General features: G+C 74.5%; 24 protein-coding genes. 6 read left to right on the top strand and 18 right to left on the bottom strand.

Features of this window, described 5'->3' with window-relative positions:
- Positions 1–118 precede the first annotated feature (118 nt).
- From ACH4G3_RS40295 to ACH4G3_RS40270, 6 genes are all read right to left on the bottom strand, one after another.
- On the bottom strand, positions 119–1339 hold the full coding sequence (locus ACH4G3_RS40295) for a serine hydrolase domain-containing protein (protein WP_397629126.1): 1221 nt from the start codon (positions 1337–1339) through the stop codon (positions 119–121).
- Entirely contained in the window at positions 1336–2253 is a 918-nt protein-coding gene (locus ACH4G3_RS40290) for a DUF6895 family protein (RefSeq protein WP_397629125.1), read from the bottom strand. Before ACH4G3_RS40290 ends, ACH4G3_RS40295 begins: the two co-directional genes overlap by 4 nt.
- The gene (locus tag ACH4G3_RS40285) at positions 2250–3212 is read right to left on the bottom strand and encodes a DUF6895 family protein (RefSeq protein WP_397629124.1); all 963 of its coding nucleotides are present in this window, start codon (positions 3210–3212) and stop codon (positions 2250–2252) included. Before ACH4G3_RS40285 ends, ACH4G3_RS40290 begins: the two co-directional genes overlap by 4 nt.
- The gene (locus ACH4G3_RS40280; protein WP_397629123.1) at positions 3209–3904 is read right to left on the bottom strand and encodes a hypothetical protein; all 696 of its coding nucleotides are present in this window, start codon (positions 3902–3904) and stop codon (positions 3209–3211) included. The genes ACH4G3_RS40285 and ACH4G3_RS40280 overlap by 4 nt, the downstream gene beginning before the upstream one ends.
- Positions 3905–3924: 20 nt before the next feature.
- Positions 3925–4113, bottom strand: a complete 189-nt coding sequence (locus ACH4G3_RS40275) for a hypothetical protein (protein ID WP_020270673.1) — start codon at positions 4111–4113, stop codon at positions 3925–3927.
- A 160-nt stretch (positions 4114–4273) separates the two neighbouring features.
- Positions 4274–5737 carry an aminotransferase class I/II-fold pyridoxal phosphate-dependent enzyme gene (locus ACH4G3_RS40270; protein ID WP_397629122.1) on the bottom strand — a complete coding sequence of 488 codons (1464 nt, stop codon included), beginning with the start codon at positions 5735–5737 and terminating at the stop codon, positions 4274–4276.
- A gap of 234 nt (positions 5738–5971) precedes the next feature.
- On the opposite strand from ACH4G3_RS40270, the gene ACH4G3_RS40265 reads away from it, so the two are divergent.
- The 4 genes from ACH4G3_RS40265 to ACH4G3_RS40250 all read left to right on the top strand — a co-directional run bounded on the left by ACH4G3_RS40265 (position 5972) and on the right by ACH4G3_RS40250 (position 10035).
- Entirely contained in the window at positions 5972–7156 is a 1185-nt protein-coding gene (locus ACH4G3_RS40265) for an amidohydrolase (protein WP_397629121.1), read from the top strand.
- Between the two features lie 63 nt (positions 7157–7219).
- Positions 7220–7753, top strand: a complete 534-nt coding sequence (locus ACH4G3_RS40260; RefSeq protein ID WP_397629120.1) for a DoxX family protein — start codon at positions 7220–7222, stop codon at positions 7751–7753.
- Positions 7754–7829: 76 nt separating this feature from the next.
- Positions 7830–8393 carry a hemerythrin domain-containing protein gene (locus ACH4G3_RS40255; RefSeq protein WP_397629119.1) on the top strand — a complete coding sequence of 188 codons (564 nt, stop codon included), beginning with the start codon at positions 7830–7832 and terminating at the stop codon, positions 8391–8393.
- 331 nt (positions 8394–8724) lie between these two features.
- Positions 8725–10035: an MFS transporter gene (locus tag ACH4G3_RS40250; RefSeq protein WP_397629118.1), complete on the top strand. Its 1311-nt coding sequence runs from the start codon at positions 8725–8727 to the stop codon at positions 10033–10035.
- Between the two features lie 9 nt (positions 10036–10044).
- On the opposite strand, the gene rfaE2 is transcribed toward ACH4G3_RS40250, so the two are convergent.
- The 10 genes from rfaE2 to ACH4G3_RS40200 form a co-directional block, all read right to left on the bottom strand.
- Complete coding sequence (rfaE2, locus tag ACH4G3_RS40245) at positions 10045–11451, bottom strand: D-glycero-beta-D-manno-heptose 1-phosphate adenylyltransferase (protein ID WP_397629117.1); 1407 nt, start codon at positions 11449–11451, stop codon at positions 10045–10047.
- Entirely contained in the window at positions 11448–12083 is a 636-nt protein-coding gene (locus ACH4G3_RS40240; protein WP_397629116.1) for a D-sedoheptulose-7-phosphate isomerase, read from the bottom strand. The genes rfaE2 and ACH4G3_RS40240 overlap by 4 nt, the downstream gene beginning before the upstream one ends.
- Before the next feature lie 99 nt (positions 12084–12182).
- Positions 12183–13460, bottom strand: a complete 1278-nt coding sequence (locus ACH4G3_RS40235) for a glycosyltransferase (protein ID WP_397629115.1) — start codon at positions 13458–13460, stop codon at positions 12183–12185.
- Entirely contained in the window at positions 13457–14422 is a 966-nt protein-coding gene (locus tag ACH4G3_RS40230) for a glycosyltransferase (protein ID WP_397629114.1), read from the bottom strand. Before ACH4G3_RS40230 ends, ACH4G3_RS40235 begins: the two co-directional genes overlap by 4 nt.
- Positions 14419–15492 carry a glycosyltransferase family 9 protein gene (locus tag ACH4G3_RS40225; RefSeq protein ID WP_397629113.1) on the bottom strand — a complete coding sequence of 358 codons (1074 nt, stop codon included), beginning with the start codon at positions 15490–15492 and terminating at the stop codon, positions 14419–14421. Before ACH4G3_RS40225 ends, ACH4G3_RS40230 begins: the two co-directional genes overlap by 4 nt.
- Positions 15489–16253, bottom strand: a complete 765-nt coding sequence (locus ACH4G3_RS40220; protein ID WP_397629112.1) for a D-glycero-alpha-D-manno-heptose-1,7-bisphosphate 7-phosphatase — start codon at positions 16251–16253, stop codon at positions 15489–15491. Before ACH4G3_RS40220 ends, ACH4G3_RS40225 begins: the two co-directional genes overlap by 4 nt.
- Positions 16250–17323: a glycosyltransferase family 2 protein gene (locus ACH4G3_RS40215; RefSeq protein WP_397629111.1), complete on the bottom strand. Its 1074-nt coding sequence runs from the start codon at positions 17321–17323 to the stop codon at positions 16250–16252. Before ACH4G3_RS40215 ends, ACH4G3_RS40220 begins: the two co-directional genes overlap by 4 nt.
- Positions 17320–18984 carry a carbamoyltransferase family protein gene (locus ACH4G3_RS40210; RefSeq protein ID WP_397629110.1) on the bottom strand — a complete coding sequence of 555 codons (1665 nt, stop codon included), beginning with the start codon at positions 18982–18984 and terminating at the stop codon, positions 17320–17322. Before ACH4G3_RS40210 ends, ACH4G3_RS40215 begins: the two co-directional genes overlap by 4 nt.
- Before the next feature lie 70 nt (positions 18985–19054).
- The gene (locus ACH4G3_RS40205) at positions 19055–20020 is read right to left on the bottom strand and encodes an NAD-dependent epimerase/dehydratase family protein (protein ID WP_397629109.1); all 966 of its coding nucleotides are present in this window, start codon (positions 20018–20020) and stop codon (positions 19055–19057) included.
- Positions 20021–20626: 606 nt separating this feature from the next.
- Entirely contained in the window at positions 20627–21154 is a 528-nt protein-coding gene (locus ACH4G3_RS40200; protein WP_397629108.1) for a hypothetical protein, read from the bottom strand.
- Between the two features lie 267 nt (positions 21155–21421).
- Between ACH4G3_RS40200 and ACH4G3_RS40195 the strand changes: the two genes are divergently transcribed.
- Positions 21422–21955 carry a hypothetical protein gene (locus tag ACH4G3_RS40195; RefSeq protein ID WP_397629107.1) on the top strand — a complete coding sequence of 178 codons (534 nt, stop codon included), beginning with the start codon at positions 21422–21424 and terminating at the stop codon, positions 21953–21955.
- A gap of 26 nt (positions 21956–21981) precedes the next feature.
- Here ACH4G3_RS40195 and ACH4G3_RS40190 read toward each other — a convergent pair whose 3' ends face one another.
- Positions 21982–22305: a hypothetical protein gene (locus ACH4G3_RS40190; RefSeq protein WP_397629106.1), complete on the bottom strand. Its 324-nt coding sequence runs from the start codon at positions 22303–22305 to the stop codon at positions 21982–21984.
- A gap of 250 nt (positions 22306–22555) precedes the next feature.
- On the opposite strand from ACH4G3_RS40190, the gene ACH4G3_RS40185 reads away from it, so the two are divergent.
- A complete protein-coding gene (locus ACH4G3_RS40185) occupies positions 22556–23410 on the top strand; it encodes a fructosamine kinase family protein (RefSeq protein WP_397629105.1) in 855 nt (284 codons plus the stop codon).
- 4 nt (positions 23411–23414) lie between these two features.
- Here the strand turns inward: ACH4G3_RS40185 and ACH4G3_RS40180 are convergent, their stop codons facing one another.
- Positions 23415–25073, bottom strand: coding sequence for a catalase (locus ACH4G3_RS40180; protein WP_397629104.1), 1659 nt, complete (start codon positions 25071–25073; stop codon positions 23415–23417).
- Positions 25074–25125 lie beyond the last annotated feature (52 nt).

Raw genomic sequence — 25125 nt, 5'->3', positions numbered from 1 at the left:
CCGGGCCGGGGGGGGGGGGGCCCCCCCCCCGGGCGCGCCCCCTGGGGCGGGGGGGGCGCCGGGGGGCCGGCCCGCCCCGCCCCCCCCCCCGGGGGGGGGGGCCGCCGGACAGTCCTCGCTACTCGTCCTCCGCCAGCAGTGCGTACGCCGCGGCCAGGAACGGGTCGTGGGCGCGGAAGCGGCGGGTGCACAGCGCGGCCAGGGCCGTGCCGGTGTCCGGGCGGAAGCCCAGGAACGCCTGCTGGCCGAGCGTCGCACCGCTGTGGAAGTACATGGGCCCGCCGTCGGTCGGGTGACGGAACCAGGCGATGGTGTGGACGTGCCGGTGCCCGATGCCCCGGCGGAGCACGGGACGGCACACCGCGCGCAGGGCGGCGGCCAGCTGCGATGGTGCTCCGGCGGGGTCCAGGTGAGCTTCGATGAAGGTGAGCAGGTCGTGCGGCGTGGCCCGCACGGCACCCGCCGCCTCGAAGCCCCCGGCGTCGAACGGGGGCACGGATGAGACGCCGTCCTTGCCGTGTCCCGGGGCGTCGGAGCCGGAGTCGTCCGCCCGCAGAGCCGTGCCCCTCAGGCCGAGCGGGCGCAGGATCCGGCCGGTGAGCAGGTCCTCCCACGGTGTGCCGGTCGCGGCGGCGAGTGCTTGTCCGAGCACGGCGACGCCGTAGTTGGAGTAGCGCCAGCGGGTGCCGGGGCGGTGGCGGGGCCGGTGGCGCAGGAAGGCGTCCACGACCCGGTCTGCGGAGAAACGGGCGTAGGGGTTGGTGTGCCAGGCGGGCAGGCCCCGGAGGTAGAAGCCGGCCGGCAGGGCGGGCAGCCCGGAGGTGTGGGTGATCAGGTGGGCGAGCGTCACGGGGTCCGCACCCGTCGGCCGTCCCCTGTCCAGCAGGGCGGCGGCCGGTTCACCGCCGGACAACTCGCCGCTGTGGATCAGCCGGGCCAGCAGCAGGCCGGTGAACGTCTTGGCGGCCGAACCGGTCTCGTAGCGCAGGTCCTCGCGGGGACGGGGCGGAGTCGGGGCGGTACCGCCGCTCAGGACGGTGCGGCGGCCGTGCCGGGAGAGGGCGAAGACGACGTCCGGGGCGTCGGAGGCGGTGACGGCGTCCGCGAGCCGCTCGGCGAGCGGGCCGTCGTCCGGGGATACAGCCGGCCGAGGGGCGCGCCGGGCAGTGGTATGGCGGGCCGTGGCCGCAGGGGCCGTTGCGGGGGTCGCCGGCTCGTCCGTCGCCGTGTCGCGAAGCGGCGGAGACTCGTCCGCCGACCGGGCCCGCAGGCCCGGGGCCCGGCCCCTCGGTGTGTCGAGCGGTTCGCCGGGCCAAGGTGTGTGCCGACGGGTCGTCATGAGGCCTGGGCCAGCAGGGACAGGGACCGGGAGGTGGCCAGGACCGAGGCGTAGGCGGCGACCAGGGTCGGGTGGTAGACGATGTCGAACACCTCGTCGGGGGTGCCCTCGGGCATCGTCCGCAGGGCGGGCATGGCCCCGTCGGGCTGTTGTGCGGCGGCGAAGCCCTCCCACGCCCGTTCGTCCAGGGTGGGGCGGGGCAGGCACGCGTCGACCACCAGGAGTTCGCCGAGCAGGTCCCAGCGTTCCAGGTCCAGCCAGTCGTCGATCCAGACCGGCAGCCAGGTCGCGAGGTAGTCCGCGGTGCCGGGCGGCAGGCCGTCCGGCCTCTCCCCCCAGTCGGTCAGGTGGAAGACGTTGTGCGTGACGTCGTAGGCGATGTGCCCTTCCACGGTCCACGGCTCGGGGGTGCGGGCCAGCCAGGTCGTGTCCCGCAGTTCGGCTTCCGGCGGCCTGGGCGTGAGACCGAACCGGCGCTGGAAGGCGGACAGACCGAGCCGCCGGGTGGGGGTCGCCTCGAACGCCACCCAGCTGTCCAACCGGTGGTTCAGGACTGCTGCCCGCTCGATGTCGGGCTGGCTGTAGCCGAGTTCCCTGAAGGGCAGGTAGACCTCGAACGGGATGGGGGACAGCGGCTCCGTCAGCTGCCCCCGCACCAGCATGCGGCCGCCGTCCAGCGTCTCGCGCCAGGCGTGGTCGAGGAGTTGCCGGGCCAGCTGCGCCTGGCGCGATCCCGCGACACCTTCGCGGAAGAGCACCTTGCAGATCATGGCGAGTTCGCCGATGGGCTTGAAGCGCTCCAGGAAGCCGACCTCCGGGTCGACGTCGGGTTCCAGCTGGAAGCCGTCGCGATGGGCCCACAGCCATTCCAGCGCGCCGGCTCCGACGTTGTGGATCAGGCGGGTGTCGGTCATCCCAGCACTCCTTGTCCGCCCGGCCGGTGGTGCGTGCCCGCCCGGGCTCCGTCGTCGAGCCGCCCGATGGTCAGGGTCGCCGCGAAGGCGCCCATGAGGGTGGGGTGGTAGTGGGAGAGGAAGTCCGGGCCGCTGTCGTGGCCCGTGCCGCTCCCCTGCTCCGGGATCGCGCCCGAGGGGTGCTGTACCGCCGCGACCCGCGCCCAGGCTTCGTCGAGGACATCTCGGTCGGGCAGCAGGGGCAGGCTCGCCGCCACGGCCAGCAACTCGCAGCCGAGGTCCCACATCCCGGCGTCCAGACACGTGTCGAGCCAGGGCGGCAGCCAGTCGGCGAGGTAGTCGGCCAGGTCCGGCGGCAGGCCCCCGGGCCCGGCGCGTCCCCAGTCGGTCAGGTGGAAGACCACATGGGTGAGGGAGTAGCCCGAGGACGCCTCGAAGGTCCAGGGCTCGGGCAGCCCGGCCAGCCAGGTGCGCCGCAGCGCCTGTGGCATGGCGTCGGATTCCCGGATGCCACTGCGGGTCTCGGCGTTCAGGACGCCGAGCCGCCGGGTGGGCTCCTGTTCGGTCAGCTGCCAGCTCCGGGTGCGGGCCACCGTGGCGGTGGCCGCCTCGTAGCCCGGGTGCCGCAGGCCCGCCGCGGCCATGGCGGCGTACACCTCCAACGGGTAGGTGGCGAAGGGCTCCAGCCGTTGCAGGCGCACGAACAGCTCTCCCCGGCCGGTCTGCTGCCACGCGAAGGCCATCAGGTCGGCCGCGCACGCGTGGAGCGGATCCGGTGGCGCGGTGTGCCGGGACACGGTCGCGCACACCTGGGCCAGTTCTCCGAGCGGCTTCCAACTGCGGTTCACCTGCCCGTCCGGGGCGAGCGCGTCCTCACCCAGTGCGAAGTGCGCGCGTTGGGCGGACACCCACGCCAGGGCGTCCTCGGCGATCTGCCGTGTCCCCCGTGCCCTGCTCACACGAACGCTCCCGTCCGGGTCAGCCGCGCCGCCCGCACTTGCAGGGCCACGAGCGGGTCCTGGCCGCCCATCAGCTGCACGAAGTCCAGGCCGTTCTCGAGTCCCAGCGTCCGGGGTACGCCGTCCAGGAGGGTCAGCCAGCGTCCGGCGCCGGCTGCCTGCCGCCAGTCCCTGCGGCGTACCGCGCGCACGAAACCCCGGGCGACGTCGACCGGACGCTGCGCGGCCGCGCGGGCGACCGCGCAGTCCTCGTCGGGCAGGGCGAGGGCGGCCAGCACCGCGAGCTGGTGTGTCAGGACGGGCCAGGTGGCGCCCTCCAGCCAGGTGGCGTCCGGTTCTTCGTACTCGGCGTCGGCGCGGCCCGGGTCGAGCCGTCGCAGCGTACGCCGCATGGCCCAGTGGCTCCACGCGACGGTGGGGGCGGCGCCGGCGGCGGGCGGGTAGGCCTCCACGGCCTGCCGGAACCGGGCGAGTTCGTCGGGCAGGGGCGGGACGCGCAGCAGGGTGCTCGGCAGCAACGCGTCGGCTCCCAGCACCCGTACGGCCGCGAGGGTGAGGTCCTTCGCTCCCCCGTCGGCGGCCGCGGGGGCGGCCGCACGAGCGTGGTCTCCGCTCCGAAGAGCGGAGACCACGCCGGAAGCGAGTTCCTGCACCGCGTCCTGCAAGAGGGACGAAGTGCCTGACTGCTCCATGGTCACTCCAGTCGATCCACTCAACCCTTCTTGGGGCGCGGGGTGGGCGGCGAAAGGAGCAGACCGTATCCGCCCTTGAACAGCGCGAGTGCGGCGCACTCACGGCTGTCGCGGTAGATACCGTCGGTTTCTGCCGGGTCGAGTGCCGCCTCGATGTCGGCACTCTGGATGCCCGTCAGTTCTTCGGTGAACTTCTCGGTGGAAGTCATTGCACCATCTCCTTGGAGAAGCGGATGCTTTCTCCTCTAGTGCACCTGATGGGGACAAATCATGCCAACTTACCCATCAGTTTATTTCCATAACATATTCAACATCTCGCACATGAGTTACAGCGCTGCCGGTGATCGACGCCGGAACGTCCGATGCGGCTCAGCCGCGTGCGACGACCCGCAGGGTGCGGACGGAGGAGTCCGCCGCGTCAGGGATGAGGACGCCGTGATCGGCACCGCTGCGCAGGTAGTCCAGGACCTCGTCGGTGACGACCTCGCCGGGCGCCACCACGGGCACGCCCGGCGGGTAGGGGCTGATCATCTCCGCGGCGATCCGTCCCGCGGCCCGCTCGGCGGGCACGCGCTCGACCGGGGCGAAGAACGCCTCGCGGGGCAGCATCGCCTGCTCCAGCTCCAGTGCCGAGGGCTCGGGCAGGTGGACAGGCGGCCGCCGCTCGATGGTGTCCGCCCGCTCGACGAGCGCGGCCAGGGCGTCCACCAGGACCGTCTCGGTCCGGTCGTCGTCCGCTTGGGTGATCGAGGCGCTGATGCGGCAGGTGTCCGAGCCGCCGACGTCCACGTGGCGGTGGGTGCGCAGCCACTCCGCGGCCTGCATCCCGCTGATGCCGAGCTTCCGTACGTCGATGACGAGCTTGAGCGGATCGAGGTCGGCGGCGAGCCCCTCCTCCACGACCTCCCGGCCCATGGGCCGCAGCCCCGGCAGGTCGGCGACCGCCGCCCGGACGCGTTCGGCCCGGCGGATGGCCGTTTCCAGGAGCTCGTATCCCTGTTCGACCATCTGGCGGCGCCAGCCGTCGAGCGTGGCGTACACGAGGGAGGAGGCGCTGGTGGTGCCGAGCAGGTCCTCCCGCTGTTTCAGGGCCTCGGGCGAGACGCGGTCGTACTGGAGGTGGAAGACGGAGCTCTGTTCCACGGCCCCGCCCATCTTGTGCACGCTGGTCACCACCAGGTCGGCCTCGGCATCCATGCCCCAGGCGGGCAGGGCGGGGTGGAACGGCAGATGGGCGCCCCAGGCCTCGTCGACGATGACGGGCACCCCGAACTCGTGGCACACCCTGGCCACTCCCCCGATGTCCGCACAGGAGCCCCAGTCGGTCGGGGTGATGAGCAGCATGCCCTTGGCGTCCGGGTGTTCCCGCAGGCGACGGCGGACGTCATCGGGCTCGGGCGGGTGGGCCACGTGCCGTTCGGTGTCGAACTTCGGGTGCACCCAGATCGGCTCGACGCCGTTGACGACGACGGCCGCGATGACGGACTTGTGGGCGTTGCGCGACAGCAGCAGCTTCTCGCCCGGGCCTGCCACGGCCAGCATGGCCGTCTTCACGGACAGGGAGCTGCCGCAGGTGGAGAAGAACGCGTGCTCGGCGCCGACCGCGTCCGCCATGAGCTCCTGCGCCCGGCTGAGGACGCCCTGCGACTGGCGGCGGTCGTCGAGGCCGTTGAGGGAGAGCACGTCGGAACGGAACACGTCGAGTCCGACGATCTCGGCCACCCGGGGGTCCACTCCCCTGCCCTGCTTGTGGCCCGGCGGGCCGTAGGCGATGTCGCCGCGGCGCCGGAAGTCCTCCAGCGCCTCCAGGACCGGCACGCGCGAGTGGTCCATGGTTCCTCCCAGGTCCGGCCCGCCCGGCCACCGCCGCGGCGTCCACGCTGTCGTGGCCCGGCGGGTACACCGACCGTGTTGCACTCGGGGACGGGTCGAAACGCGGTGCTGCCGCGGCACCGTGCGGCGCCCGGCCCAGGGCACGGTCACACCGGCCGAAACGCGGCGGGTGTCGCCCCACCGGGCGGAGAACCCGGTCAGGGACTCACCGCAGTCGACGCCCGGGAGGCCCCTGTGGAGCGCACGCTCGACGACGTACACCAGGCCGTTCGTGAGGAGGTGGCGGCGCGGGCCGACGCGTTGTGGGGCGTGGCCTCGCGGCTGCACGCCGAGCCCGAGTACGCCTTCACCGAGCACCGGGCGGCTGCCCTGCTCTCGGGTGAGCTGGAGGCGGCCGGTTTCCTCGTGGAACGCGGGGTGGCGGGGATGCCGACGGCGTTCACCGCGCGCTCGGGCCGGGGCCGGCCCGCCGTGGCGCTGCTGCTGGAGTACGACGCCCTGCCCGGCCTCGGCCACGCGTGCGGCCACAACCTCATCGCGGCAGCGGGGCTGGGAGCCGCGCTGGCGGTGGGGGCCGTGGCGGAGGAGTCCGCCGGGTCGGTGCTGGCGGTGGGCACACCCGCCGAGGAGGGCGGCGGTGGCAAGGCCCTGGAGGTGGAGGCGGGGGTGTTCGACGGCGTCGACGCGGCGCTGATGTTCCATCCGGGCGTCCACGACTGGGTGCGGGCGCCGCTGACCGCGCAGGTGCAGTACCGGGTGGCCTTCCACGGCCGGGCCGCGCACCCCACGGGCAATCCGACGGAGGGCATCGACGCGCTCGCGGCGCTGGTGGAACTGTTCAACGTGCTGGCCGTGCTGGGGCGGCGGCTGCCGGAAGGCTCGCACGTGCAGGGCATCGTCACCCAGGGCGGCACCGCCACGAACATCGTCCCGGAGTACGCCGAGGGCCTGTTCGGTCTGCGCGCGGCCACGACGCGGGCGCTGGAGGACCTCACGGAGCAGCTGCGGGAGTGTGCCGGCGGTGTGGCCCGGGCCACGGGCACGACCGCCGAGGTGGAGCGGGCCACCGTGCGCTACGAGCACTTCCGGGACAGCGAGGCGCTGTCCGAGCGGTTCGCCGCGCATCTGTCCCGGGCCGGGATCCCCCTGTCACCGCCCGTGCCCGGCGTGTACCTGGGGTCGTCCGACATCGGCAACGTCAGTACGCGGGTGCCCGCCATCCACCCGTTCGTGGCGATCATGGACGAGGACGGCTCCGACCACACGCCGGAGTTCGCCGAGGCCGCCGCCTCTCCCCGGGCCCGCGAGGTGCTGGTCGCCGCCACTCAGGCCCTCGCGTGCACCGCCGTGGACGTGCTGTTGTCCGAGGAGCTGCGCGAGGAGGCCTGGGCGCGGCACCGGGCGGCGCGAACCGGGTGAGTGCTTCGGCCCCGGGTGGGGAACCCGGCGAGCGCTGTACCCACCGACACTCTGGAGAGGGCCATGAGTCTGTTGCGCGTGCTCGGCCGTCCCATGCTGGCCTCGATGTTCCTCTCGGGCGGCCTGAACTCCGTCCGCGACCCGAAGGCCGTCGCCCCGGCCGCCGAGCCTGTCGTACAACCGGTCACCGAACGCGTCTCGGCCCTGCCCGACCGCACCGAGCAGGTCGTACGGCTGAACGGCGCCGTACAGGTCGTGGCCGGGCTGATGCTGGCCACCGGGCGGATGCCGCGTCCGGCCGCGCTGGCCATCGCGGCCACGCTGGTGCCGACGACACTGGCGGGGCACCGCTTCTGGGAGGCCGAGGATCCTTCGGAGCGGGCCGAGCAGCGGATCCACTTCTTCAAGAACATGTCCATGCTGGGCGGGCTGCTGATCGCCGCGGACGACACCGGTGCCCGTCCCTCGGTGCTGTGGCGTGGCAGCCACGCCGCCCGTGACCTGCGGCGGGACGCCGGCCTGGTGCGGCGCTCCGTCCGCGCCACCTCGGGCCCGGCCGCGGCGGCCGGGCGGGTCCGGGCCAAGCTCCCGGGATGAGCCATCAAAGGGGGGCACTGGGACCGCGCGTTAGCCCTCTGGGGCCCTGGGGACCCGAGGGCTGGAGGTGAAGGACATGGGACACGGAGGAAACGTCATCGACGAGCTGGTGACCGATCACCGCGAAGTCGAGGAGATGTTCGGCAAGATCGAGGGGCTGCCGTCCGGTCACAAGGACCGCAAGATGTACGCCGACCAGGTGACGATCGAGCTGGTGCGGCACTCGGTGGCCGAGGAGGCCTACCTCTACCCGGCCGTACGCGAGCACGTGGCCAACGGGGACACGCTCGCCGACCGGGAGCTCGATGACCACGCCACCGCCGAGCGGATCATGAAGGACCTGGAGGGCTGTGACGCGGGCGACGCCGACTTCGACCGGCTCATGGGCATGCTGATGAGCGAGATCCGCTCGCACATCGCCGACGAGGAGGGCAACCTCTTCCCCGCGCTGCGGCAGGCCTGTCCGATGGACACGCTCAACGAGCTGGGCGAGAAGGTCCGGAAGGCGAAGAAGACCGCCCCCACCCGCCCGCACCCGGCCGCCCCCGACAAGCCTCCGGCCAACAAGCTCCTGGCTCCGGGCACCGGGATGGTCGACCGGCTGCGCGACGCGCTGACCGGGCGCGGCAAGTCCGAGTAGACCAGACAGCGAGAAGGGCCCGTCGCCGAGGCGACGGGCCCTTCTCGCTGTCTTCTGTGATCACCGTCACGTGCTGCGGCCCGGGCGAGGTCCATGATCGACAACTGTGATCAACCACACTCGCGGCCCCAAGTTCCCGGAGACGGGAGGCGGTTGGGAGATGTGAGGGAAGTGAACGAGGTGTGGACGGAACCGACTCGGGGGTTCCCTCTGCCACGATGGTCGGCGCCGTACCCGGCGAGGGGAGCCACCGCGCAGCGCAGCCGGTGTCTCTCGTTCCCCTCGTCCCCCTCCTCCTGAGTCCTCCGACTCGTCTTGCGAGTACCGCACTGTGTCTTCGTCGCCCTCCCCTGCCCAGCCCGTCTCGCGCTCGCCCTGGCGATCGCTGCGCTACCGCAGCATGCGCTGGTGGTCCGCCGCGAACTTCGTGTCGAACGCCGGTACCTGGATGCAGCTCACGGTGCAGAACCTGCTGGTCCTCCAGATCACCGGGTCCGCCGCCGCCACGGGGCTGTCCATGTCCGTGCAGGCCGCCCCGGCCCTGCTGATGAGCGTCCTCGGCGGCGCGGCCGTCGACCGGTGGCCCCGCAAGCTGACGGCCGCCGTGAGCCAGGCGCTGCTCGGCGCGATCGCCTTCACCACGGCGGTGCTCGTGGCGCTGGACAAGCTCGACATGACCTCCCTGATGGTGCTGGCCGCCCTCACGGGCGTCGTGGCGACCGTCGACAACCCGGCGTGCGCGCTGCTGGGCAACGATCTCGTCCCGGCGGAGGACGTCCCCTCGGCCATCGGGGTCGGGGCGCTGGTGCACCAGTCCGGCCGGCTCGTCGGAGCGGCCATGGCCGGTGTGGCGGTCGGGTTCCTCGGCACGTCCGCGGCGTACTTCGCGAACGGCGTGTCGTTCCTGTTCGTGGCCTCGGTCATTCCGTTCCTGCGGCCGGCCGCAGGAGCGGTGCGGGAGGTCGCCGCGGGCCCCAAGCGCACCGGCTCGGACATGTCCGTGCGCGAGGGGCTGGCCTTCTTCGCGCGCCGGCCGCGGCTGATGGCGCTCGCCGGGGTGACCGGGATCAGCGCGGTGTTCGGCCGCAACTACGGGCTCACTCTGGCCGTGCTCGTCACCGGGCCGCTCGCGGGTGGTGCCGGTTCGTTCGGCACGGTGTCGACCGTGCTCGCCGTCGGCGGCATCCTCGGCGCGCTCCTCGGCGCCCGGCTGCGCCGGCCGTCGGTGCGGCTCGTGGGGGCGCTGGCGGCGGCCGGGGCGCTGCTCCAGGTGGTGGCGGGGCTGTCGCCGTCGCTCGCGGTGCTGATCGTGCTCGTGCTGCCGATGGCGGTGGTGGAGTCCGTCTCCGACACCGCCGGCACGGCGGTGCTCCAGACCGACCCGCCCGCCCATCTGCGGGGTCGTGTGCTGGGCGTGTGGGGCAGCATCGGCACGGTGTGGAGCCTGGGCGGCCCGCCCGCACTCGGCCTCCTCATGGAACTGGCCGGCGCCCGTGGCGCCCTCGTCACCGGCGGCCTGCTCATCGCCGGCTCGATCGGCGCGGGCTACCTGCTGCGGCAGCGCCGTGCCACCACGCCGGTGGTGATCCGGACGGAGGAGGGCGACGTCCACGGGCAGCCGGCGCTGAGCACGGCGGCCTGAGCGCAGGCCTCAGGAGCCCGACGGCCGCAGGGCCGTCGTGGCCGCCTTCGCCGCCCGGCGGGTCAGCAGGGTCGTGGAGCGGCCGTCGAGGTAGGGCAGGACGACGGCCTGGCCACCCCAGGTGCGCAGCGCCTCCGCCTCGGGCAGGTCCTGGACGGAGTAGTCGCCGCCCTTGACCCAGACATCCGGGCGCAGCCGGGCCAGTACCGCCTCGGGGGTGTCCTCCTCGAAGACCACGACGGCGTCGACGCTGCCGAGCGCGGCGAGGACGCGGGCGCGGTCCGCCGCCGGGTTGAGCGGGCGGCCCGGGCCCTTGCGGCGGGTGACGGACGCGTCGGAGTTCAGGCACACGATGAGGCAGTCGCCGATCCGCCGCGCGCTCTCCAGCAGGCCGACGTGACCGGCGTGCACCAGGTCGAAGCAGCCGCCGGTGGCGACCACGGTGCCGCCGCGGGCCCGGACGCTCTCCGCGAGGGCGAACGCGTCGGTCGCCGCGTCGTCCGCGGGGCCGGGCGGCGGCTCGGTCCGCCACAGGTCGGGGTTGCCCGCGCCGCCGGCCGCGACGAACGCGGCGGCCTCGGCGACCGCCCGTTGCAGCGCCTCCTCGGGCAGCAGGCCGTCGGCGAGGGCCGCCGCCGTCGTCGCGGCGAAGCAGTCGCCCGCGCCGCACGGGTCGCCGTCGGCCCGGTAGGGCACGGGGACGAGCATCGGCGTGCCGGAACCGGGCCGGGCCAGCAGCACCCCGCGGTCACCGAGAGTGACGGCGACTCCCGCGGCACGCCAGCGCTCCGCGAGCCGTGTCCCGCGCTCGGCGTACGCGCCCAGTGACGTCCCTCCGGAGCCGGGGTACAGGGCTTGTGCCTCCGCCGCGTTGGGGGTGACCAGCCGGGCTCCGGGCACGGGCGGGTCACCCTTGGGGTGCGGGTCCCACACCAGGGGTGTGCGGCGGGCGATGTCCTCCAGGTGAGGCCGCAGGGCTCCCGCGGTGTGGCGCCCGTAGTCGGCGACCAGGATCGCGCGGGCGTTCGCCAGGGCCTCCCGGACCGCGTCGCCGGGTTCGCCGGGGGTGCCGCCGCCCCGGTCGATGCGTACGACGGGCCGGCCGCCCGCGAGGACCCGGGTCTTGACCGGCAGGGTGCCCTTGAGCGGGAGTTCCAGCAGCCGGACCCGGCCGCGCAGGTCACGCCGTGCGGCCTCGCTGGCGTCGTCGTCGCCCAGCGCGGTCACCAGGACGACGTCCCGGCCGCCGCGGGCGGCGAGGGCGGCCGCCAGTCCGGCTCCTCCGGGGTGGCGCCGGTCGCCGGTGACGTCGACGACGGGGGCGGGGGCGTCCGGGGAGAGCCGGGTGGAGACGCCTTCGATGTCCTCGTCGAGGAGGACGTCCCCGACGACCGCGAGCGGTTCCAAGCCGGTCATGAGGTGCTCCCGTGGGTGAGGACCGTGCGCCGTGCGAGCGGTGTGGACACGGCCGTGTCGAAGCACTCGCAGAGCACGTGGACAGCGACGAGGTGGGTCTCCTGGACGTTCGCGGTGCTGCCGGCGTCGACGCACAGGGCCTCGTGGGCGGCTTCCGCGAGAGGGTTCGGACCGCGCCCGGTGAGGGCCCACACGCACAGTCCGGCCTGCCGGGCGGTCACGGCCGCGGCGATGAGGTTGGGGCTGCGTCCGGAGGTGGACAGCAGCATCAGGATGTCGCCGGGGCGGCCGTGGGCGGTGACCTGGCGGGCGTAGACGTGGTCGAAGCCGTAGTCGTTGCCGATGGCGGTCACGCTGGACGTCTCGGCGTGCAGGGCGAGCGCGGAGTAGGCGCGGCGCTCCTGGCGGTAGCGGCCGACCAGTTCGGCGGTGAGGTGCTGGGCCTGGGCGGCGCTGCCGCCGTTGCCGGCGGCGAGCAGCCGGCCGCCTCCGGTGAGGACGTCGGCGAGCCGGCCGCCCCAGTCCGCGATCTGTTCGAGGCCGTCGGAGCGGAACCGGCCGAGTGCCTCTTCCAGTGACCGGCAGTGCAGGCGGGCGGCATCGAGCGCGGGGTGTGCAGGGTGTTCGCTCATGCTGTTCGGGCGTGCCGCCGCCCGGTGGACGGTGGCGGACCCGCACCTCCTTCGGTCTTCGGGCGTCGGCCGCGGCCGGCGGGTCGGGGACGGATCGGTTCAGCCGGCGCCCGTCGCGGCGGGCTCGGCGTCGAGGACCTCGCAGTAGGCGGCCTCGGTGGCCGCGGCGACCCGGCCCCAGCCGTAGCGGCTCAGGACCCGGCGGCGCCCGGCCGCCCCGCACGCCTCGCGGGCCGCCGGGTCGGCGAGCAGGCCGGCGACGGCGCGGGCCAGGGCCTCCGGGTCGCGGGGCGGCACCAGCCGCCCGGTGCCCGGGTCGGCGACGGTGTCGAGCTGCCCGCCGACCGCGCTGGCCACGACGGGCACGCCGCACGCCATGGCCTCCAGCGGGACGATGCCGAAGGGCTCGTAGTCGGCGGGGCACACCACGACGTCGGCGGAGCGCAGCAGCGGCGGCACGTCCTCGCTGGGCACGGCGCCGGTGAAGCGGACCCGGTCGGCGACGCCGGCGTCCCGGGCGATGCCGCGCAGCCGGCGCACCTCCGGGTCGTCGTCGAGCCGGTCCGCGGGCGGCCCGCCGACGATGACGAGCTCGGTGCCGGGCAGCCGGGCCAGCGCGGCGACGGCCACCGCGGCGCCCTTGCGTGGCACCAGCCGCCCCAGCTGGAGCAGCCGGTGCGGGTACGGGCCGCGCGGCGCGGCCGGGCCCCTGGGGGTGAACCGGTCGGGGTCGACGCCGCACGGCACGATGCCGATCTTGTGCGGGGGTATGCCCATGCGGGTCAGTTCGGCGGCCTCGTCCCGGCAGGTGGCGACGACGCGGTCGCAGCCCAGCCCGACCTCGATCTCGCCGGGGATCCGCTCGGGCGGGCTGGTGTCGGCGAGGCGCTGGTGCCGTCGCTTCACGGTGCCGAGGGCGTGGTACGTGTGCAGCAGGGGAAGCCCGTGTGCGCGGGCCGCGCGCAGTGCGGCCAGGCCCGACATCCAGTAGTGCGAGTGCACGAGGTCGGGGGCCCGGGTGCGCCAGCCGCGCTCCAGGTAGCGGCCGAACTCTCCCATGTGCGGCAGGAGTTCGTCCTTGGGGAGCGGCTCGGCCGGTCCGGCGGGGACGTGGTGCACCTCGACGCCGTCGCGCAGCTCCACCCGGCAGGGCAGGTCGGGCGCGTCCCGGCGGGTGTAGACGGTGACGCGGTGACCGCGGTCGGCGAGCGCCCCGGCGAGGCAGGCGACGTGGACGTTCTGCCCGCCGGCGTCGACCCCGCCCAGCGCGGCGAGCGGACTCGCGTGCTCCGAGACGAGCGCGATCGCAAGGACGCCCGGGTCGAGGGGGTCGCCGCCGAGCGGTCCGGTGGGGAAGGGGCTGAGGGACGGGGTCATGAGCACACCTCCGTGATCAGGCGTTCCCAGTCGGCCAGGAAGCGCTTGAGCCCGTAGCGTTCGAGGGCGGCCTGCCGGGCCCTGGCTCCGTCCGCGGCCGCGGCCTCGGGTTCGTGGAGGTAGCGGCGGGCGGCGCGGGCCAGGACGTCGGGGCGGGTGGAGAGGGTGCCCGCGCCGGGCGGCACGGCCTCGACGGCGCCGGTGGTCGCCAGGGCCAGGACGGGCAGGCCGAGGTGCATCGCCTCCAGCAGGGACAGGCCGAGGGAGGTCCAGCGCACCGGGTGCAGGTACATGCGGCGTTCGGCCAGCGCCGTGTGCAGCTCGCTCTGCGGCAGGTCGGCGGTGCGGCACCGGTCGGGTGGCAGGGCGAGGTGGCCGGCCAGGCCCTCGGTGCCCATGCCGAACACGTCGAGCGGTACCGCGTCGGCCAGGGCGGGCAGCAGGTCCGTGCCGGTGTACCGGGCGCGTCGCACGGGTTCGTTGACGACGACGGCGGCGCGGGCGAGCCGGCCGGTGTAGCGGTGGCCGGGGTCGACGATGCCGTGTTCGACGACCTCGGTGCGGGTGCTGCCGCAGTCCCAGAACAGCCGGTTGAAGTGCGTGACGTGCACGATGGTCAGGTCGGCGCGGTCGGCGCACGGGTGCCGGGTGTCCGGTACGTCGCCGTCGGGCGCGTTGTGCTCCAGGTACAGCGCGGGCACGTCCCGGCCGGGGCGGCGTCCGCCGAGCCAGCGTTCGGCCAGTTCGAGCTCGTGCGGGCGTTGCAGGAGGACCAGGTCGACGGGCGTGTCGCGGAGTTCCCCGGGGGCGACCTCGCGGACCGAGGCGGGCCAGGAGAAGGTGCGGGCCCGTCCGAGGCCGTCCGGGTCGCGGCCCGGGGTGACGGGGACGACGTAGGTGTGCGGGCCCTGGACGAACGCGGTCGTCCAGGAGCCGTGCACGTGCCACAGCAGGATGTTCATACGGCCGCTCCTCGCTCCGTCTGTTCTCCCTGGTCCGCCGCGTCGCCGGTGAGGCCCGCCACGGCGGCGAGCACCTCGGCGTCGCCGATGCCGTCCAGGCAGGGGTGTCCCGGCACCGGGCAGTGCCGGGCCCGGGTGTCCGCGCACGCTGCGCGGCGGTCGCCGAGCAGGACGTGGGGTACGCCGTAGGGGGCCCACTGTTCGGCCGGCACGACCGGTGCGAAGAGACTGACGACGGGTGTGCCGACGGCGGCGGCGAGATGGGCCGGGCCGGTGTTCCCGGCCACCACGGCCCGTGCCCCGGCGAGGACTCCGGCCAGGTGCGGCAGGTCGGTGGCGCCGCCGAGGTCCAGGGCGTGCCGCCCGGCGACCCGCGCGGTCAGCTCCCGCTCGGCGCGCCCTCCGGTGACGACGACCCGGTATCCCTCGGCGGACAGGACGGCGACGGCCCGTGCCGCCCGGCCGGGGGTCCAGGCCCGGGCGGGGACGGCGGCGCCGGGGTGGACGACGACGTACGGCTCGGGGCCGGTGAGGTGGAGGGTGCGGGGCGGCGGTGTGACGCGCAGCCCGCCGTCGTCGCCGGGCGGAAGGGTGTAGCCGGCGGCGCGTGCCAGGTCGAGGGCGGCCAGGGCCTCGTGGCGGTGCGGCGGTCTGCGGTGGCGCAGGTCGAGCAGCGCGCCCGGGTAGTCCTCGCTGTCGGCAGCGGTCCAGCCGATCCCGGCGAGTCTCAGCAGCAGGGCGATCGGCAGCGGGCTCTGGTGGTAGGACACGAGGACGAGCGCCCGGTCGAAGCGGCCCGCCGTGAGCGTCTCCATCAACCGCCGGGTGGCCCTCCGGGTGACCGGCGGGGGCTCCAGCCCGACCCAGGGGGCGTCGTAGGTCAGCACGTCGTCCGCCCCGGGCAGCATCCGCCCCGCCGCGGCGCCCTGCGGCCCGCACAGCAGCACGGTGTACGACGACCCGGCCGCGACGGCCCGCACGGCGGGCCCGGCCAGGAGCACGTCTCCGGCGCTGTCGAGACGGACGACGAGGGTCCGGGGCAGGCGGCCGCGGGAACGGAAGGCCTTCATCGCGGCTCCCCCGTCGGCAGGGCGGGGTGGCCGCGCGGTGCCGCCGCCGGCGTGGCCCGGTGACGGCGCGGTTCCCCGGCCGGCCCGGGCGGGATGCTCCGCCACTCCCCCGTCGCCGTGCCGGGATCCCGTCGTGGCTGTCCCGCCTGCGTGCCGGCCGGGGCCGGGTCGAGGGCGAGACGGACCGCAGCGAGCAGGTCGGCTGCCGTGGTGTCGGCCGCTGCGGTCTCCTCGGGGCGGGTGGCGGTCGTGGGGACCAGGATGCCGCGGGCCCCGGCGGCGCGCGCGGCCTCCACGTCGGCCCCGATGTCGCCGATGACGACGGTGCGTCCGGGCGGGACGGCGAGTCTGCGGCACGCGGCCAGTACCAGGCCGGGGGCCGGTTTGCGGCAGCCGCAGCCCTCCCCCGGCCCGTGCGGGCACACGGCCCAGACGGCGAACGGCCCGAGCAGCTCCTCCACGCGCAGGCGTACGTCCTCGACCTGGCGAGGAGTCAACAGGCCGCGGGCCACGCCCGACTGGTTGGTCACGACACCGACGGGAATCCCCGCTGCGCGCACGGCGTCGACGGCCTCCCGCGCGCCGGGCATGAGCGCGACCCGCGACGGGTCACCGTTGTGGGGCACGTCGGCTACGAGCGTGCCGTCGCGGTCGAAGAGGACAGCCGCGGGGAGCGGGCCGCCGGGGTCGTGCGGGGGCTGCCGTAGGCAGGTGGGCCCGTTCCGCCCGGAGAGCAGCCAGGGGCCGGTGGGGCGGGTCATGACCGTAGCCGTTCCCTGACGGCCGGGCGGGGCGCGGGTGTCGGCTCGCCGGTCCCGAGCGGGGTGAGCGGCCGGGCCGTGCGGTGCGTGAGCCGCCCGCGCAGCCAGTGCCAGGTCGCGGTCGGCGGGATGAGCGCGCTGGTCACTGCCATGGTGAGCACCTCGTCACGGGTGCGCGGCCCGGGCAGGATCCGGGTCAGGGCGAACTCGGCCGTGCCGGCCAGCCATGCGGCGGCGCAGGCCCCGGCCGGTCGGTGCCGGCCGAGCAGGGCGCAGCCGAGCGCGGTCACCCCCGCACCGGTCAGGGCCAGGTGCAGGGGCAGCCGCCCGCGGGGCGCCTGCGCCCGGCGCCACCAGTGGCGGCCGTGCAGCCGGGTCATCAGCACATCGTCGGCGTTGCCGGCCTGGAGACGGAGGGAGGTCCAGCGCCCGGCCGGCCGCACGGGGTGGGTGGTGGTGCGCCGGCCCCCGGTGAGGGTCCAGCCGGCGTCGAGGATGCGCAGGGCGAGGTCGGCGTCCTCCCGGAAGGCCCGCCGGAAGCGCTCGTCGAATCCGCCGACGGCGGCGAGCGCGGCCCGGCGGTACGCCATGTCGGCGGTGATCCAGCGGGCGCCGGCGAGTCCGGCCGTGTTGCGTTCCCAGTCGGTGGGGCGGCGGTCGGCGGGCAGCGGCACCTCGATCCGGGCGCTGATCCCGGCGGTCCGGTCCGTCGCCGCGGCCAGGTCGAGCGTCAGGTCGTCGCCCCAGGTGGGCCCGGGTACGACGTCGTCGTCGAGGAAGACGATCCAGGGCACGTCACCGGCCGCCCGCCAGCCGAGGTTGCGTGCGGCGGCCGGTCCGCGCGCCCCGCCGGGTACGACGAGGGTGCGTGAGCGCAGGGACGGCGGGACGTCGGCGGTGAGGGGCGGGCGGTCCGGGCCGGGCCGGTCGTCGACGACGACCACCCGGACGGGCCCCGGCCCGCTCGCCTCGGCCAGGGCGTGCAGGCACACGCGCAGGCTGGGCCGGCCGAGGGTCGGGACGACGACGGCGTACTCGGCGTCCCGGGCGCGGGCGGCGGACTCGGTCATCGCAGGCCTCCGGCGTCCTCGGAACGGAACAGGTCGCCGCGGCGGACGGCGTACGGGCCGATGGCCAGCAGGTCCACGGGCGAGGAGCCGAAGCACTCCAGGGCGTCGCGCGGATCGTCGACCATGGGCCGGCCGGCCGTGTTGAGGCTGGTGTTGACGACGACGGGGAGCCCGGTGAGGTGCTCGAACTCGCCGAGCATGCGGGCCACCAGCGGTTCGCGGGCCGGGTCGACGGTCTGGATCCGGGCGGTGCCGTCGACGTGGACGACGGCGGGGATGCGGTCCCGCCAGGCCGGGGCGACATCGTGCACGAACAGCATGTACGGGCTGGGCAGCGGCCCGTCGAAGATCTCGGCGGCACGGTCGGCCAGGACCATCGGGGCGACGGGCCGGAACTGCTCGCGGCCCTTGACGTCGTTGAGCCGTTCCAGGTTGCCGGCGTGCCCTGGGTGGGCGAGCAGGGAGCGGTGGCCGAGCGCCCGGGGGCCGTATTCGGAGCGGCCCTGGAACCAGGCGACGATCGCGTTGTCCGCGAGGGCACGGGCGACGGTGGCGGCGATGTCCGGGGGCCGTTCGAAGGGCACGGCAGCCGTCTTCAGCCAGGCTCCGAGCTCCGCGTCGGACCAGTCCCGGCCGAGGTCGGCGCCGGTCATGGGCTCCGGTTCGTCGCCCTCGCCGGCGGACAGCAGCAGGGCGCCGCCCAGGGCGGTACCGGCGTCTCCGGCGGCGGGCTGCACCCACACCCGCGAGAAGGGGCCCTCACGTGCGATACGGGAGTTGGCGACGCAGTTGAGGGCGACGCCGCCGGCGAGCGTGAGCACCCGGTCGTGAGTACGGCCGTGCAGCCAGCGCACGAGGTCGAGCAGCGTCTCCTCCAGCACGGCCTGGGCGCTGGCGGCGACGTCGGCGTGGTCCTGGGTCCACGGCTCGTCGGGCCCGCGCGGCGCACACAGCTCCTGCCACGGCACGCCGGTGGCGTGGAAACCGCCGTCGCCGGTGGGATACACGTGGCGGCGCAGCTCGGTGAGCATGCGCGGGGTGCCGTGGGAGGCGAGGGCCATCACCTTGAACTCGTCGGAGGAGCGCAGGAAGCCGAGGTGCTCGGTGAGTTCCTCGTAGACGAGGCCGAGCGAGTGCGGCAGGTCCTGGGCGTGCAGCGCCTCCAGCCGGTTCCCCACCCGGCGGGCGGCCAGGTGGGAGGCGCGTTCGCCGCGGCCGTCGAGGACCAGGACGGAGGAGTCGCCGGCGTCCGGTGCGGCGAAGGCGCCGGAGGCGGCGTGGGCCATGTGGTGGGGCACGAAGCGGACGATGCCGGGGGCGAGGCCGGGCAGGGCCGTCCGCAGGAAGCCGGGCGCCTCACGGGCGTAGATCAGCCGCAGGTGGTCCCACGGGTCGTCCAGGCCCATGTCCTCGGCGGGCCGGGCGAGGGCCGGGTCGAAGGAGTAGGTGACCGCGTCGAGGTCCTGCGGGCGCAGCCCGGCCCGCTTCAGGCACCAGGCGGCGGCCTTCTCGGGCAGCTCCCAGGCGGAGAACGGCAAGGGTCTCTTCCCGTGCTTGCGCCGGGAGAACCGCTCCTCCTCCGCGGCGGCGACGGTCCGCCCGTCGATCACCAGGGCGGCGGCGGGGTCGTGGAAGAGGGCGTTGATTCCGAGGATGCGCATGGGGTGGCGGGCCTTTCGGCGGTCGGGAGAGAACCGGACGCGTCGGTGCGGAGGTGCGCGGGCGCTGAGGTCAGTCGTCCGTTGCGTCCTCGCGGAACCAGGCGATGGTGCGCCGCAGCCCTTCCTCGGCGCGCACCTGCGGCTCCCAGCCGAGCTTGTCGCGGGCCAGCGTGATGTCCGGGCAGCGCACGGCCGGGTCGTCCACCGGGCGTTCGATGAAGCGGATCTCCGACGGGGAGCCGGCGAGTTCGACGACCAGCCGGGCCAGGTCGAGCATGGTGATCTCGGTCGGGTTGCCGATGTTGACGGGGCCGCGCATGCCGTGGGCGGCCGCCGCGAGGATGCCGCGCACGGTGTCGTCGACGTAGCACAGCGACCGGGTCTGGCGGCCGTCGCCGGTCACGGTGAGGGGCTCGCCGGCCAGGGCCTGCCGTACGAAGGTCGGCACCGCGCGTCCGTCGTGGCCGCGCATCCGCGGGCCGTAGGTGTTGAACAGCCGCACGATGCAGGTGTCGGTCCCGTGGGTGTCGGCGTGGGCGGTGGTCAGCGCCTCCCCGAAGCGTTTGGCCTCGTCGTAGACGCTGCGCGGGCCGACCGGGTTGACGTTGCCCCAGTAGCGCTCGTCCTGGGGGTTCTGCTGCGGGTCGCCGTAGACCTCGGACGTGGAGGCGAGGACGAAGCGGGCGCGGGAGGACCGTGCGAGTTCCAGGGCGTTGCGGGTGCCGAGGCTGCCCGTCTCCATGGTGTGCAGCGGCAGGCGCAGGTAGTCCGCGGGGGACGCCGGGGAGGCGAAGTGCAGGACGAGGTCGGGCGTTCGCTTGATCCTCAGGCCTTCGGTGACGTTGGCCTGCACGAGCGTGAAGCCGGGCCGTTCGAGCAGCGGGGATATGTTCTCGGGCCGGCCGGTGCTGAAGTCGTCCACGCAGGTGACGGCCGCGCCCGCGTCCAGCAGGGCGGCGCACAGGTGGGAGCCGACGAATCCGGCGCCGCCCGTGACGACGGCGTGTTCCCAGCTCCGTGAGAGGGCGGTGGTCATCTCGGTCTCTCCTCCGTCAGCGGCGTCACGGCCCGGCACGACGGTGCATGCCTCGCGCCGCGGAAGGTGGCCGGAGGCCGTCGAGCCCAAGCTCAGCGTCCGCCGCCCGTGCGCCCGGGGCACGGTCGCGTACGGCAAACCGGTGAGTCACGGAGGGTGAGGGGTTGGGGTCACCGGCTGTTCTCGCAGGTCGGGGCAGGGGTGGAGAGCTGGGATCGGGGTGCTCGTCCAGCCGGCGACGGGGCGGGCGCGAGGGCAGGGCTCAGGTCGACGCGGACCGGCAGGCCGACGCCGCCCGGACCCGCGGACGCCACCACCGCAGACCGGCGGGCACACACCTCCGGCCGCCGCGGATCGGCCGGCCGACGCTGCCGCGGAACGGGAGACGCGCCGCCCCGGCTCACAGACGCGACCACCGGACCGGCAGGCGAACGGGCCGCCGTCGCGGACCGGCAAGGCCGGCGCCGCCCCGGCCGGCGAACGCGGCCACCGCAGACCGGCGAGGCCACGCCGCCGCAGACCGGCAGGCAGAGACCGCCCGAGGCCGGCGGACCGAGACCACCGGGAGAAAGCGGCGCGGGCCCCGGCAGGGGCAAGGCGCCCGCGTCAGGCGATCAGTGTGCGGCCCGGGTGCAGGCGGGCGAGGAGTTGGGAGCGGTGCAGGTCGGCCACGGGGGCGAGCAGGTCGGGGTGGCGCAGCAGGGCGGCGGCGCGCTGGTCGCTGTCGTCGGGCGCGACGAGCCGGCGGAACTCGGCCGGTGTGCCCGCGCTGTGGCTGCCCTCGGCGAGCGCGGCCACCGCCAGGGCGGCCAGCTCCGGGTCGGTGAGCAGACTGGCCGCCCAGCTCGCCACGACCTCGTCCACCCAGGTGCGCCAGGCGTGCGCGTCCGCGTCGTCACCCTGGGACGCGTCCGCGCCGGTGACCCAGTCCAGCCGCGCGGAGCCGCCGGGGCCCGCCACACCCACCAGGGCGGCGTCCATCTCCGTCGGGTACCTGAGCCATGCCGCGACGGTCGCGGCCTGCCGGGCCTGCACCTCGCACAGCGCGGAGGCGAGAGCGCCGCCGGAGGCGGGGAAGGCGCGGGTCAGCCACTGGGCGGTCGCCGCTATGACAGGAGAGAGATCTGCTTGCACTGCCGGGCCGTCCGAAAGGGGTGGGGAGCGGGGATCTGCCCGTAGACGGTAGCCGCCGCTCCGCGCACCCGGACGTGATCGGGACCTCGTCCGGGATGTGGCCTCGGCCACATCGAATCAGGGCTCGTGGGCGGGGACGCCGATCCCGTTTCGCCCGGAGGGGCCCGGGCACCCGCCCCGCGTAGGCTTCCGCGAGCCGGACAGGTCCGGCGAACCCCCTGTTCCGGCCACCCTGGGGCAGGGCCGGAGCAGGACAGGAGCAGTGTCATGACGGAACAGCGAACGGATCCGCCGGGCGCCCACCGTGCTCCGGCCACCGACACGTCGCTGCTGGGTGTCTACCTCAACGACCATCTCGCCGGCGCCACCGCCGGGACGGCGCGGATGCGCCATCTGGTGCGCTCGTGCCGGGGTACGGCGCTCGCCGACGCCCTGACCCCGGTCGCCGACGAGATCGCCGAGGACCGGGCGAGCCTGCTCCACATCATGCGGCGGCTCGACGTCCCGGTGCGGCGCTACAAGGTGTACGCGGGCCGGGCGGTCGAGCAGGTGGGCCGGTTGAAGAGCAACGGCAGCCTGGTACGGCGTTCCCCGCTGAGCACGCTGTGGGAGCTTGAGGCGATGGGTCTGGGAGTGGAGGGCAAGACGGCCGGCTGGCAGACGCTGCGCGACCTGGCCGCAACGGACGCGCGCCTCGACGCGCGGCAGCTCGACGACCTCGTCGAACGGGCCCGGCGGCAGCGCGCCACGCTGGAGGAACTGCGCCGCGCCCAGGTCCAGGTCGCCTTCCGCCAGACCTGAACACAGGCCCCGCCGACGGCCCTGGCTTACCAGAACCTGCTGCTGAGAGCCGGCTGATGCGACAGTTCCACGGCGTCCCGCAGCCGCAACGCGACGCTGATGGTGGCACGCAGGGCGGAGGGCCGTACGGTCTGGGCGGTCTCGGTGGCCAGGACCAGCAGGCACGCCGCCGCCTGCTCGACGACCGGCACGGGGAAGATGAAGTCGTTGTCGGCGGCGGCGCGGAACGCCTTCAAGGGGATCGCGGCCCCGTCGATGGCCCGGTGGGCGGCCTGCTCCAGGTGCTGTGCGGCCTGTTCGCACACGGGGGCGGGCAGGGCGATGGTGCGCTGGAACGGTGAACTCGTCATGGCCGACTGGTCCCCCGGCGGTGGCCGGTTCTGTCGGCGGGCGGCGGGATTTCACCGTCCCGCGTGACCGGGGCGTGGCGAATGTCCCGGCTCCGGCAGGGCCGGCTTCAGGGCGTACGTCGGCCTTGACGCGACGCGGCCGATCCGGTTGCCGGACGTCGTGTCGCGGGTCCGAAGGCTGGGCGCCGCCCTCTGGGGGCGCGGCCCTACGCTGAGTGTCGATCAGGCCCGGAGCCGAGGAGGAGCGCGTATGACCACCCGTACGGATGCCGTGGCCCGGCTCACCGGGCGTGCGGTCACCGGGGAACGGCCCCTGTCCGGGGCCCTCGCCGAGGTGACGCTCGACGACGGGCGGGTGGTGATCGTCAAACGCGCCGGCGATCCGGGGGCGACGCGGGCCGAGGCGGCCGGGCTGCGCTGGCTGGCGGGAGCCGGCACGGTGCGGGTACCGGCCGTGCACGGCCACGACGCGAACTGGCTGGTCGTCGACCGGGTCACGCAGGGGCGGCCGAGCCGGGAGGCGGCGGTCCGCTTCGGCCGTGACCTGGCCGCTCTGCACGCCGCCGGGGCCCCCGCGTTCGGCGCGCCGCCCCCGGGCGGGCCGGTGGACGCGTTCATCGGGCTCGCCCCGATGCGCAACGAGCCCGGCACCGACTGGCCGGGCTGGTACGCCGAGCATCGCGTGCTGCCGTATCTGCGGCGCGCGGTCGACCAGGGCACCGTCCAGCCCGGTGAGGCGACCGACGTGGAACGTCTGTGCGAGCGACTGCCCGAGCTGGCGGGGCCCGCCGAGCCGCCCGCGCGGCTGCACGGCGACCTGTGGAACGGCAACGTGCTGTGGGCGGCCGACGGGGACGTCCGGCTGATCGACCCGGCCGCGCACGGTGGGCACCGCGAGACCGATCTGGCGATGCTGCGTCTGTTCGGCTGCCCGCACCTGGACCAGGTACTGGACGGCTACCAGGAGAAGGCGCCGCTCGCCGACGGCTGGACGGACCGCGTCGGCGTGCACCAGCTGTTTCCGCTGCTGGTGCACGCCGTGCTGTTCGGCCGGGGCTACGCGGAACAGGCCCTCGCGGCGGCCCGTACCGCCCTGGCGGGGTGAGCGGTCAGCGGGTCACGACGTGCCGCTCGTCCGGCACGCAGTGGGTCATGGTGAGGCCCTCGACGTCGCGCGGCGGGTTCTTGCCCAGGTTGGCCAGGCGCTCGCGGTCCTCGTCCGTGAGGTCCTGGCTCGCCAGGGGCTCCAGACCGGCGACGTCCTCCGGGCCGATGCCCAGTCCCTCGCCGACCCGCAGCCCGAGGTCGTTCTCGACCAGCAGGAAGTGCCAGACCATGCGCTCCTGGACGGGCCGGTCGCACTCGGACAGCAGGTCGGTGAAGTTCTTCACCAGATCGTCCCGTTCCCAGTCCTCCAGGAGCAGGTAGCGCTGGCCTGCCTGCAGGTAGTCGTTGGTGCGAGGGATGCGCTTGCGGGTGAGCCGCCCCTCGATCACGGGTCCCTGCTCGTCGTGGGTCGGGTAGCGGCCCTCGCGCAGGCCGCCGGTGATCGACGGCTCGTAGTTGACCTGCGGGTTCTCGCCGCCGCCGTCCACGTGGTACGTCATCTGGCCGTCGCGCTGGTTGGTGCGCACTTCCGCGTTCTTGGCCTGGTTGACGGGCAGTTGCAGGTAGTTCGGGCCGACCCGGTAGCGCTGGGTGTCGCTGTAGGAGAAGGTCCGGCCGACGAGCATCTTGTCGTCGGAGAAGTCCAGGCCGTCGACGAGGACGCCGGTGCCGAACGAGATCTGCTCGTTCTCGGCGAAGAAGTCCTTCGGCATCCGGTCGAGCACCATCCGGCCCACCGGCTTCGGCGGGAAGTCCTGCTCGGGCCAGGTCTTGGTGTCGTCCAGCGGGTCGAAGTCGAGCTCGGGGTGGTCGTGGTCGTCCATCATCTGGACGAGCAGCTCCCACTCCGGGTGGTCGCCGCGCCCGACGGCCTCGTACAGGTCCTTGGTGGCGTGGCCGAGGGAGTCCGCCTGGACGTTGGCCGCGTCCTCCTCGGTCATGCTGCGCACGCCCTGCTTGGGCATCCAGTGGTACTTGACCAGCTTGGTGTCACCGTCGGCGTTGACCCACTTGTACGTATTGACGCCGAAGCCCTGCATGTGGCGGTAGTCCGCCGGGATGCCGCGCGGGCTGAACAGGTTGACCAGCATGTGCATGGCCTCGGGCGTCTGCGACATGAAGTCGAAGATGCGGCGGGGCTGCTGCTCGAAGGTCACCGGGTCCGGCTTGAGGGCGTGGATGACGTCCGGGAACTTGATCGCGTCACGGATGAAGAAGACGCCGAGGTTGTTGCCGACGAGGTCCCAGTTGCCGTCCTCGGTGTAGAACTTCACCGCGAAGCCACGCGGGTCGCGGGCGGCCTCGGAGGAGTCGCGTCCGCCGATGACGGTGGAGAAGCGGACCGCCACGTCGGTGCGTTTGCCGCGTTCCTGGAAGAGTTTGGCCCGGGTGTAGCGGCTGATCGGCTCGTCGCCCCAGGTGCCGTAGGCCTCGAAGTGGCCGTAGGCGGTGACGCCGCGCGCGTGCACGACGCGCTCGGGGATGCGTTCCCGGTCGAAGTGGCTGATTTTCTCCAGGAACTGGTAGTTCTCCAGGGTGGCGGGGCCTCGGGCGCCGATGGTGCGCTGGTTCTGGTTGTCGTAGACCGGATGGCCCTGGCGGTTGGTGAGGACCTCGCGGTCGTCGCCCGGAGCGGGACCGGTACCGGATACGTCCGTCATATGCGTGGGCTCCTTCGGCTCATGGCCGGTGGCCGACCTGGTCGGCGCCGCG

The organism is Streptomyces afghaniensis (assembly GCF_044327915.1).
Lineage (GTDB): Bacteria > Actinomycetota > Actinomycetes > Streptomycetales > Streptomycetaceae > Streptomyces > Streptomyces afghaniensis.
The sequence above is the reverse complement of the archived record's forward strand: the minus strand, read 5'-3'. Positions and strand labels throughout refer to the sequence as shown.

Bases quoted from the DNA above. Each gene is read 5' to 3' on its own strand.
- ACH4G3_RS40295 (WP_397629126.1), bottom strand. From the start codon at position 1,339: ATGACGACCCGTCGGCACACACCTTGGCCCGGCGAACCGCTCGACACA.
- ACH4G3_RS40290 (WP_397629125.1), bottom strand. From the start codon at position 2,253: ATGACCGACACCCGCCTGATCCACAACGTCGGAGCCGGCGCGCTGGAA.
- ACH4G3_RS40280 (WP_397629123.1), bottom strand. From the start codon at position 3,904: ATGGAGCAGTCAGGCACTTCGTCCCTCTTGCAGGACGCGGTGCAGGAA.
- ACH4G3_RS40275 (WP_020270673.1), bottom strand. From the start codon at position 4,113: ATGACTTCCACCGAGAAGTTCACCGAAGAACTGACGGGCATCCAGAGT.
- ACH4G3_RS40270 (WP_397629122.1), bottom strand. From the start codon at position 5,737: ATGGACCACTCGCGCGTGCCGGTCCTGGAGGCGCTGGAGGACTTCCGG.
- ACH4G3_RS40260 (WP_397629120.1), top strand. From the start codon at position 7,220: ATGAGTCTGTTGCGCGTGCTCGGCCGTCCCATGCTGGCCTCGATGTTC.
- ACH4G3_RS40255 (WP_397629119.1), top strand. From the start codon at position 7,830: ATGGGACACGGAGGAAACGTCATCGACGAGCTGGTGACCGATCACCGC.
- rfaE2 (WP_397629117.1), bottom strand. From the start codon at position 11,451: ATGACCGGCTTGGAACCGCTCGCGGTCGTCGGGGACGTCCTCCTCGAC.
- ACH4G3_RS40240 (WP_397629116.1), bottom strand. From the start codon at position 12,083: ATGAGCGAACACCCTGCACACCCCGCGCTCGATGCCGCCCGCCTGCAC.
- ACH4G3_RS40235 (WP_397629115.1), bottom strand. From the start codon at position 13,460: ATGACCCCGTCCCTCAGCCCCTTCCCCACCGGACCGCTCGGCGGCGAC.
- ACH4G3_RS40230 (WP_397629114.1), bottom strand. From the start codon at position 14,422: ATGAACATCCTGCTGTGGCACGTGCACGGCTCCTGGACGACCGCGTTC.
- ACH4G3_RS40225 (WP_397629113.1), bottom strand. From the start codon at position 15,492: ATGAAGGCCTTCCGTTCCCGCGGCCGCCTGCCCCGGACCCTCGTCGTC.
- ACH4G3_RS40220 (WP_397629112.1), bottom strand. From the start codon at position 16,253: ATGACCCGCCCCACCGGCCCCTGGCTGCTCTCCGGGCGGAACGGGCCC.
- ACH4G3_RS40215 (WP_397629111.1), bottom strand. From the start codon at position 17,323: ATGACCGAGTCCGCCGCCCGCGCCCGGGACGCCGAGTACGCCGTCGTC.
- ACH4G3_RS40210 (WP_397629110.1), bottom strand. From the start codon at position 18,984: ATGCGCATCCTCGGAATCAACGCCCTCTTCCACGACCCCGCCGCCGCC.
- ACH4G3_RS40205 (WP_397629109.1), bottom strand. From the start codon at position 20,020: ATGACCACCGCCCTCTCACGGAGCTGGGAACACGCCGTCGTCACGGGC.
- ACH4G3_RS40195 (WP_397629107.1), top strand. From the start codon at position 21,422: ATGACGGAACAGCGAACGGATCCGCCGGGCGCCCACCGTGCTCCGGCC.
- ACH4G3_RS40190 (WP_397629106.1), bottom strand. From the start codon at position 22,305: ATGACGAGTTCACCGTTCCAGCGCACCATCGCCCTGCCCGCCCCCGTG.
- ACH4G3_RS40185 (WP_397629105.1), top strand. From the start codon at position 22,556: ATGACCACCCGTACGGATGCCGTGGCCCGGCTCACCGGGCGTGCGGTC.
- ACH4G3_RS40180 (WP_397629104.1), bottom strand. From the start codon at position 25,073: ATGACGGACGTATCCGGTACCGGTCCCGCTCCGGGCGACGACCGCGAG.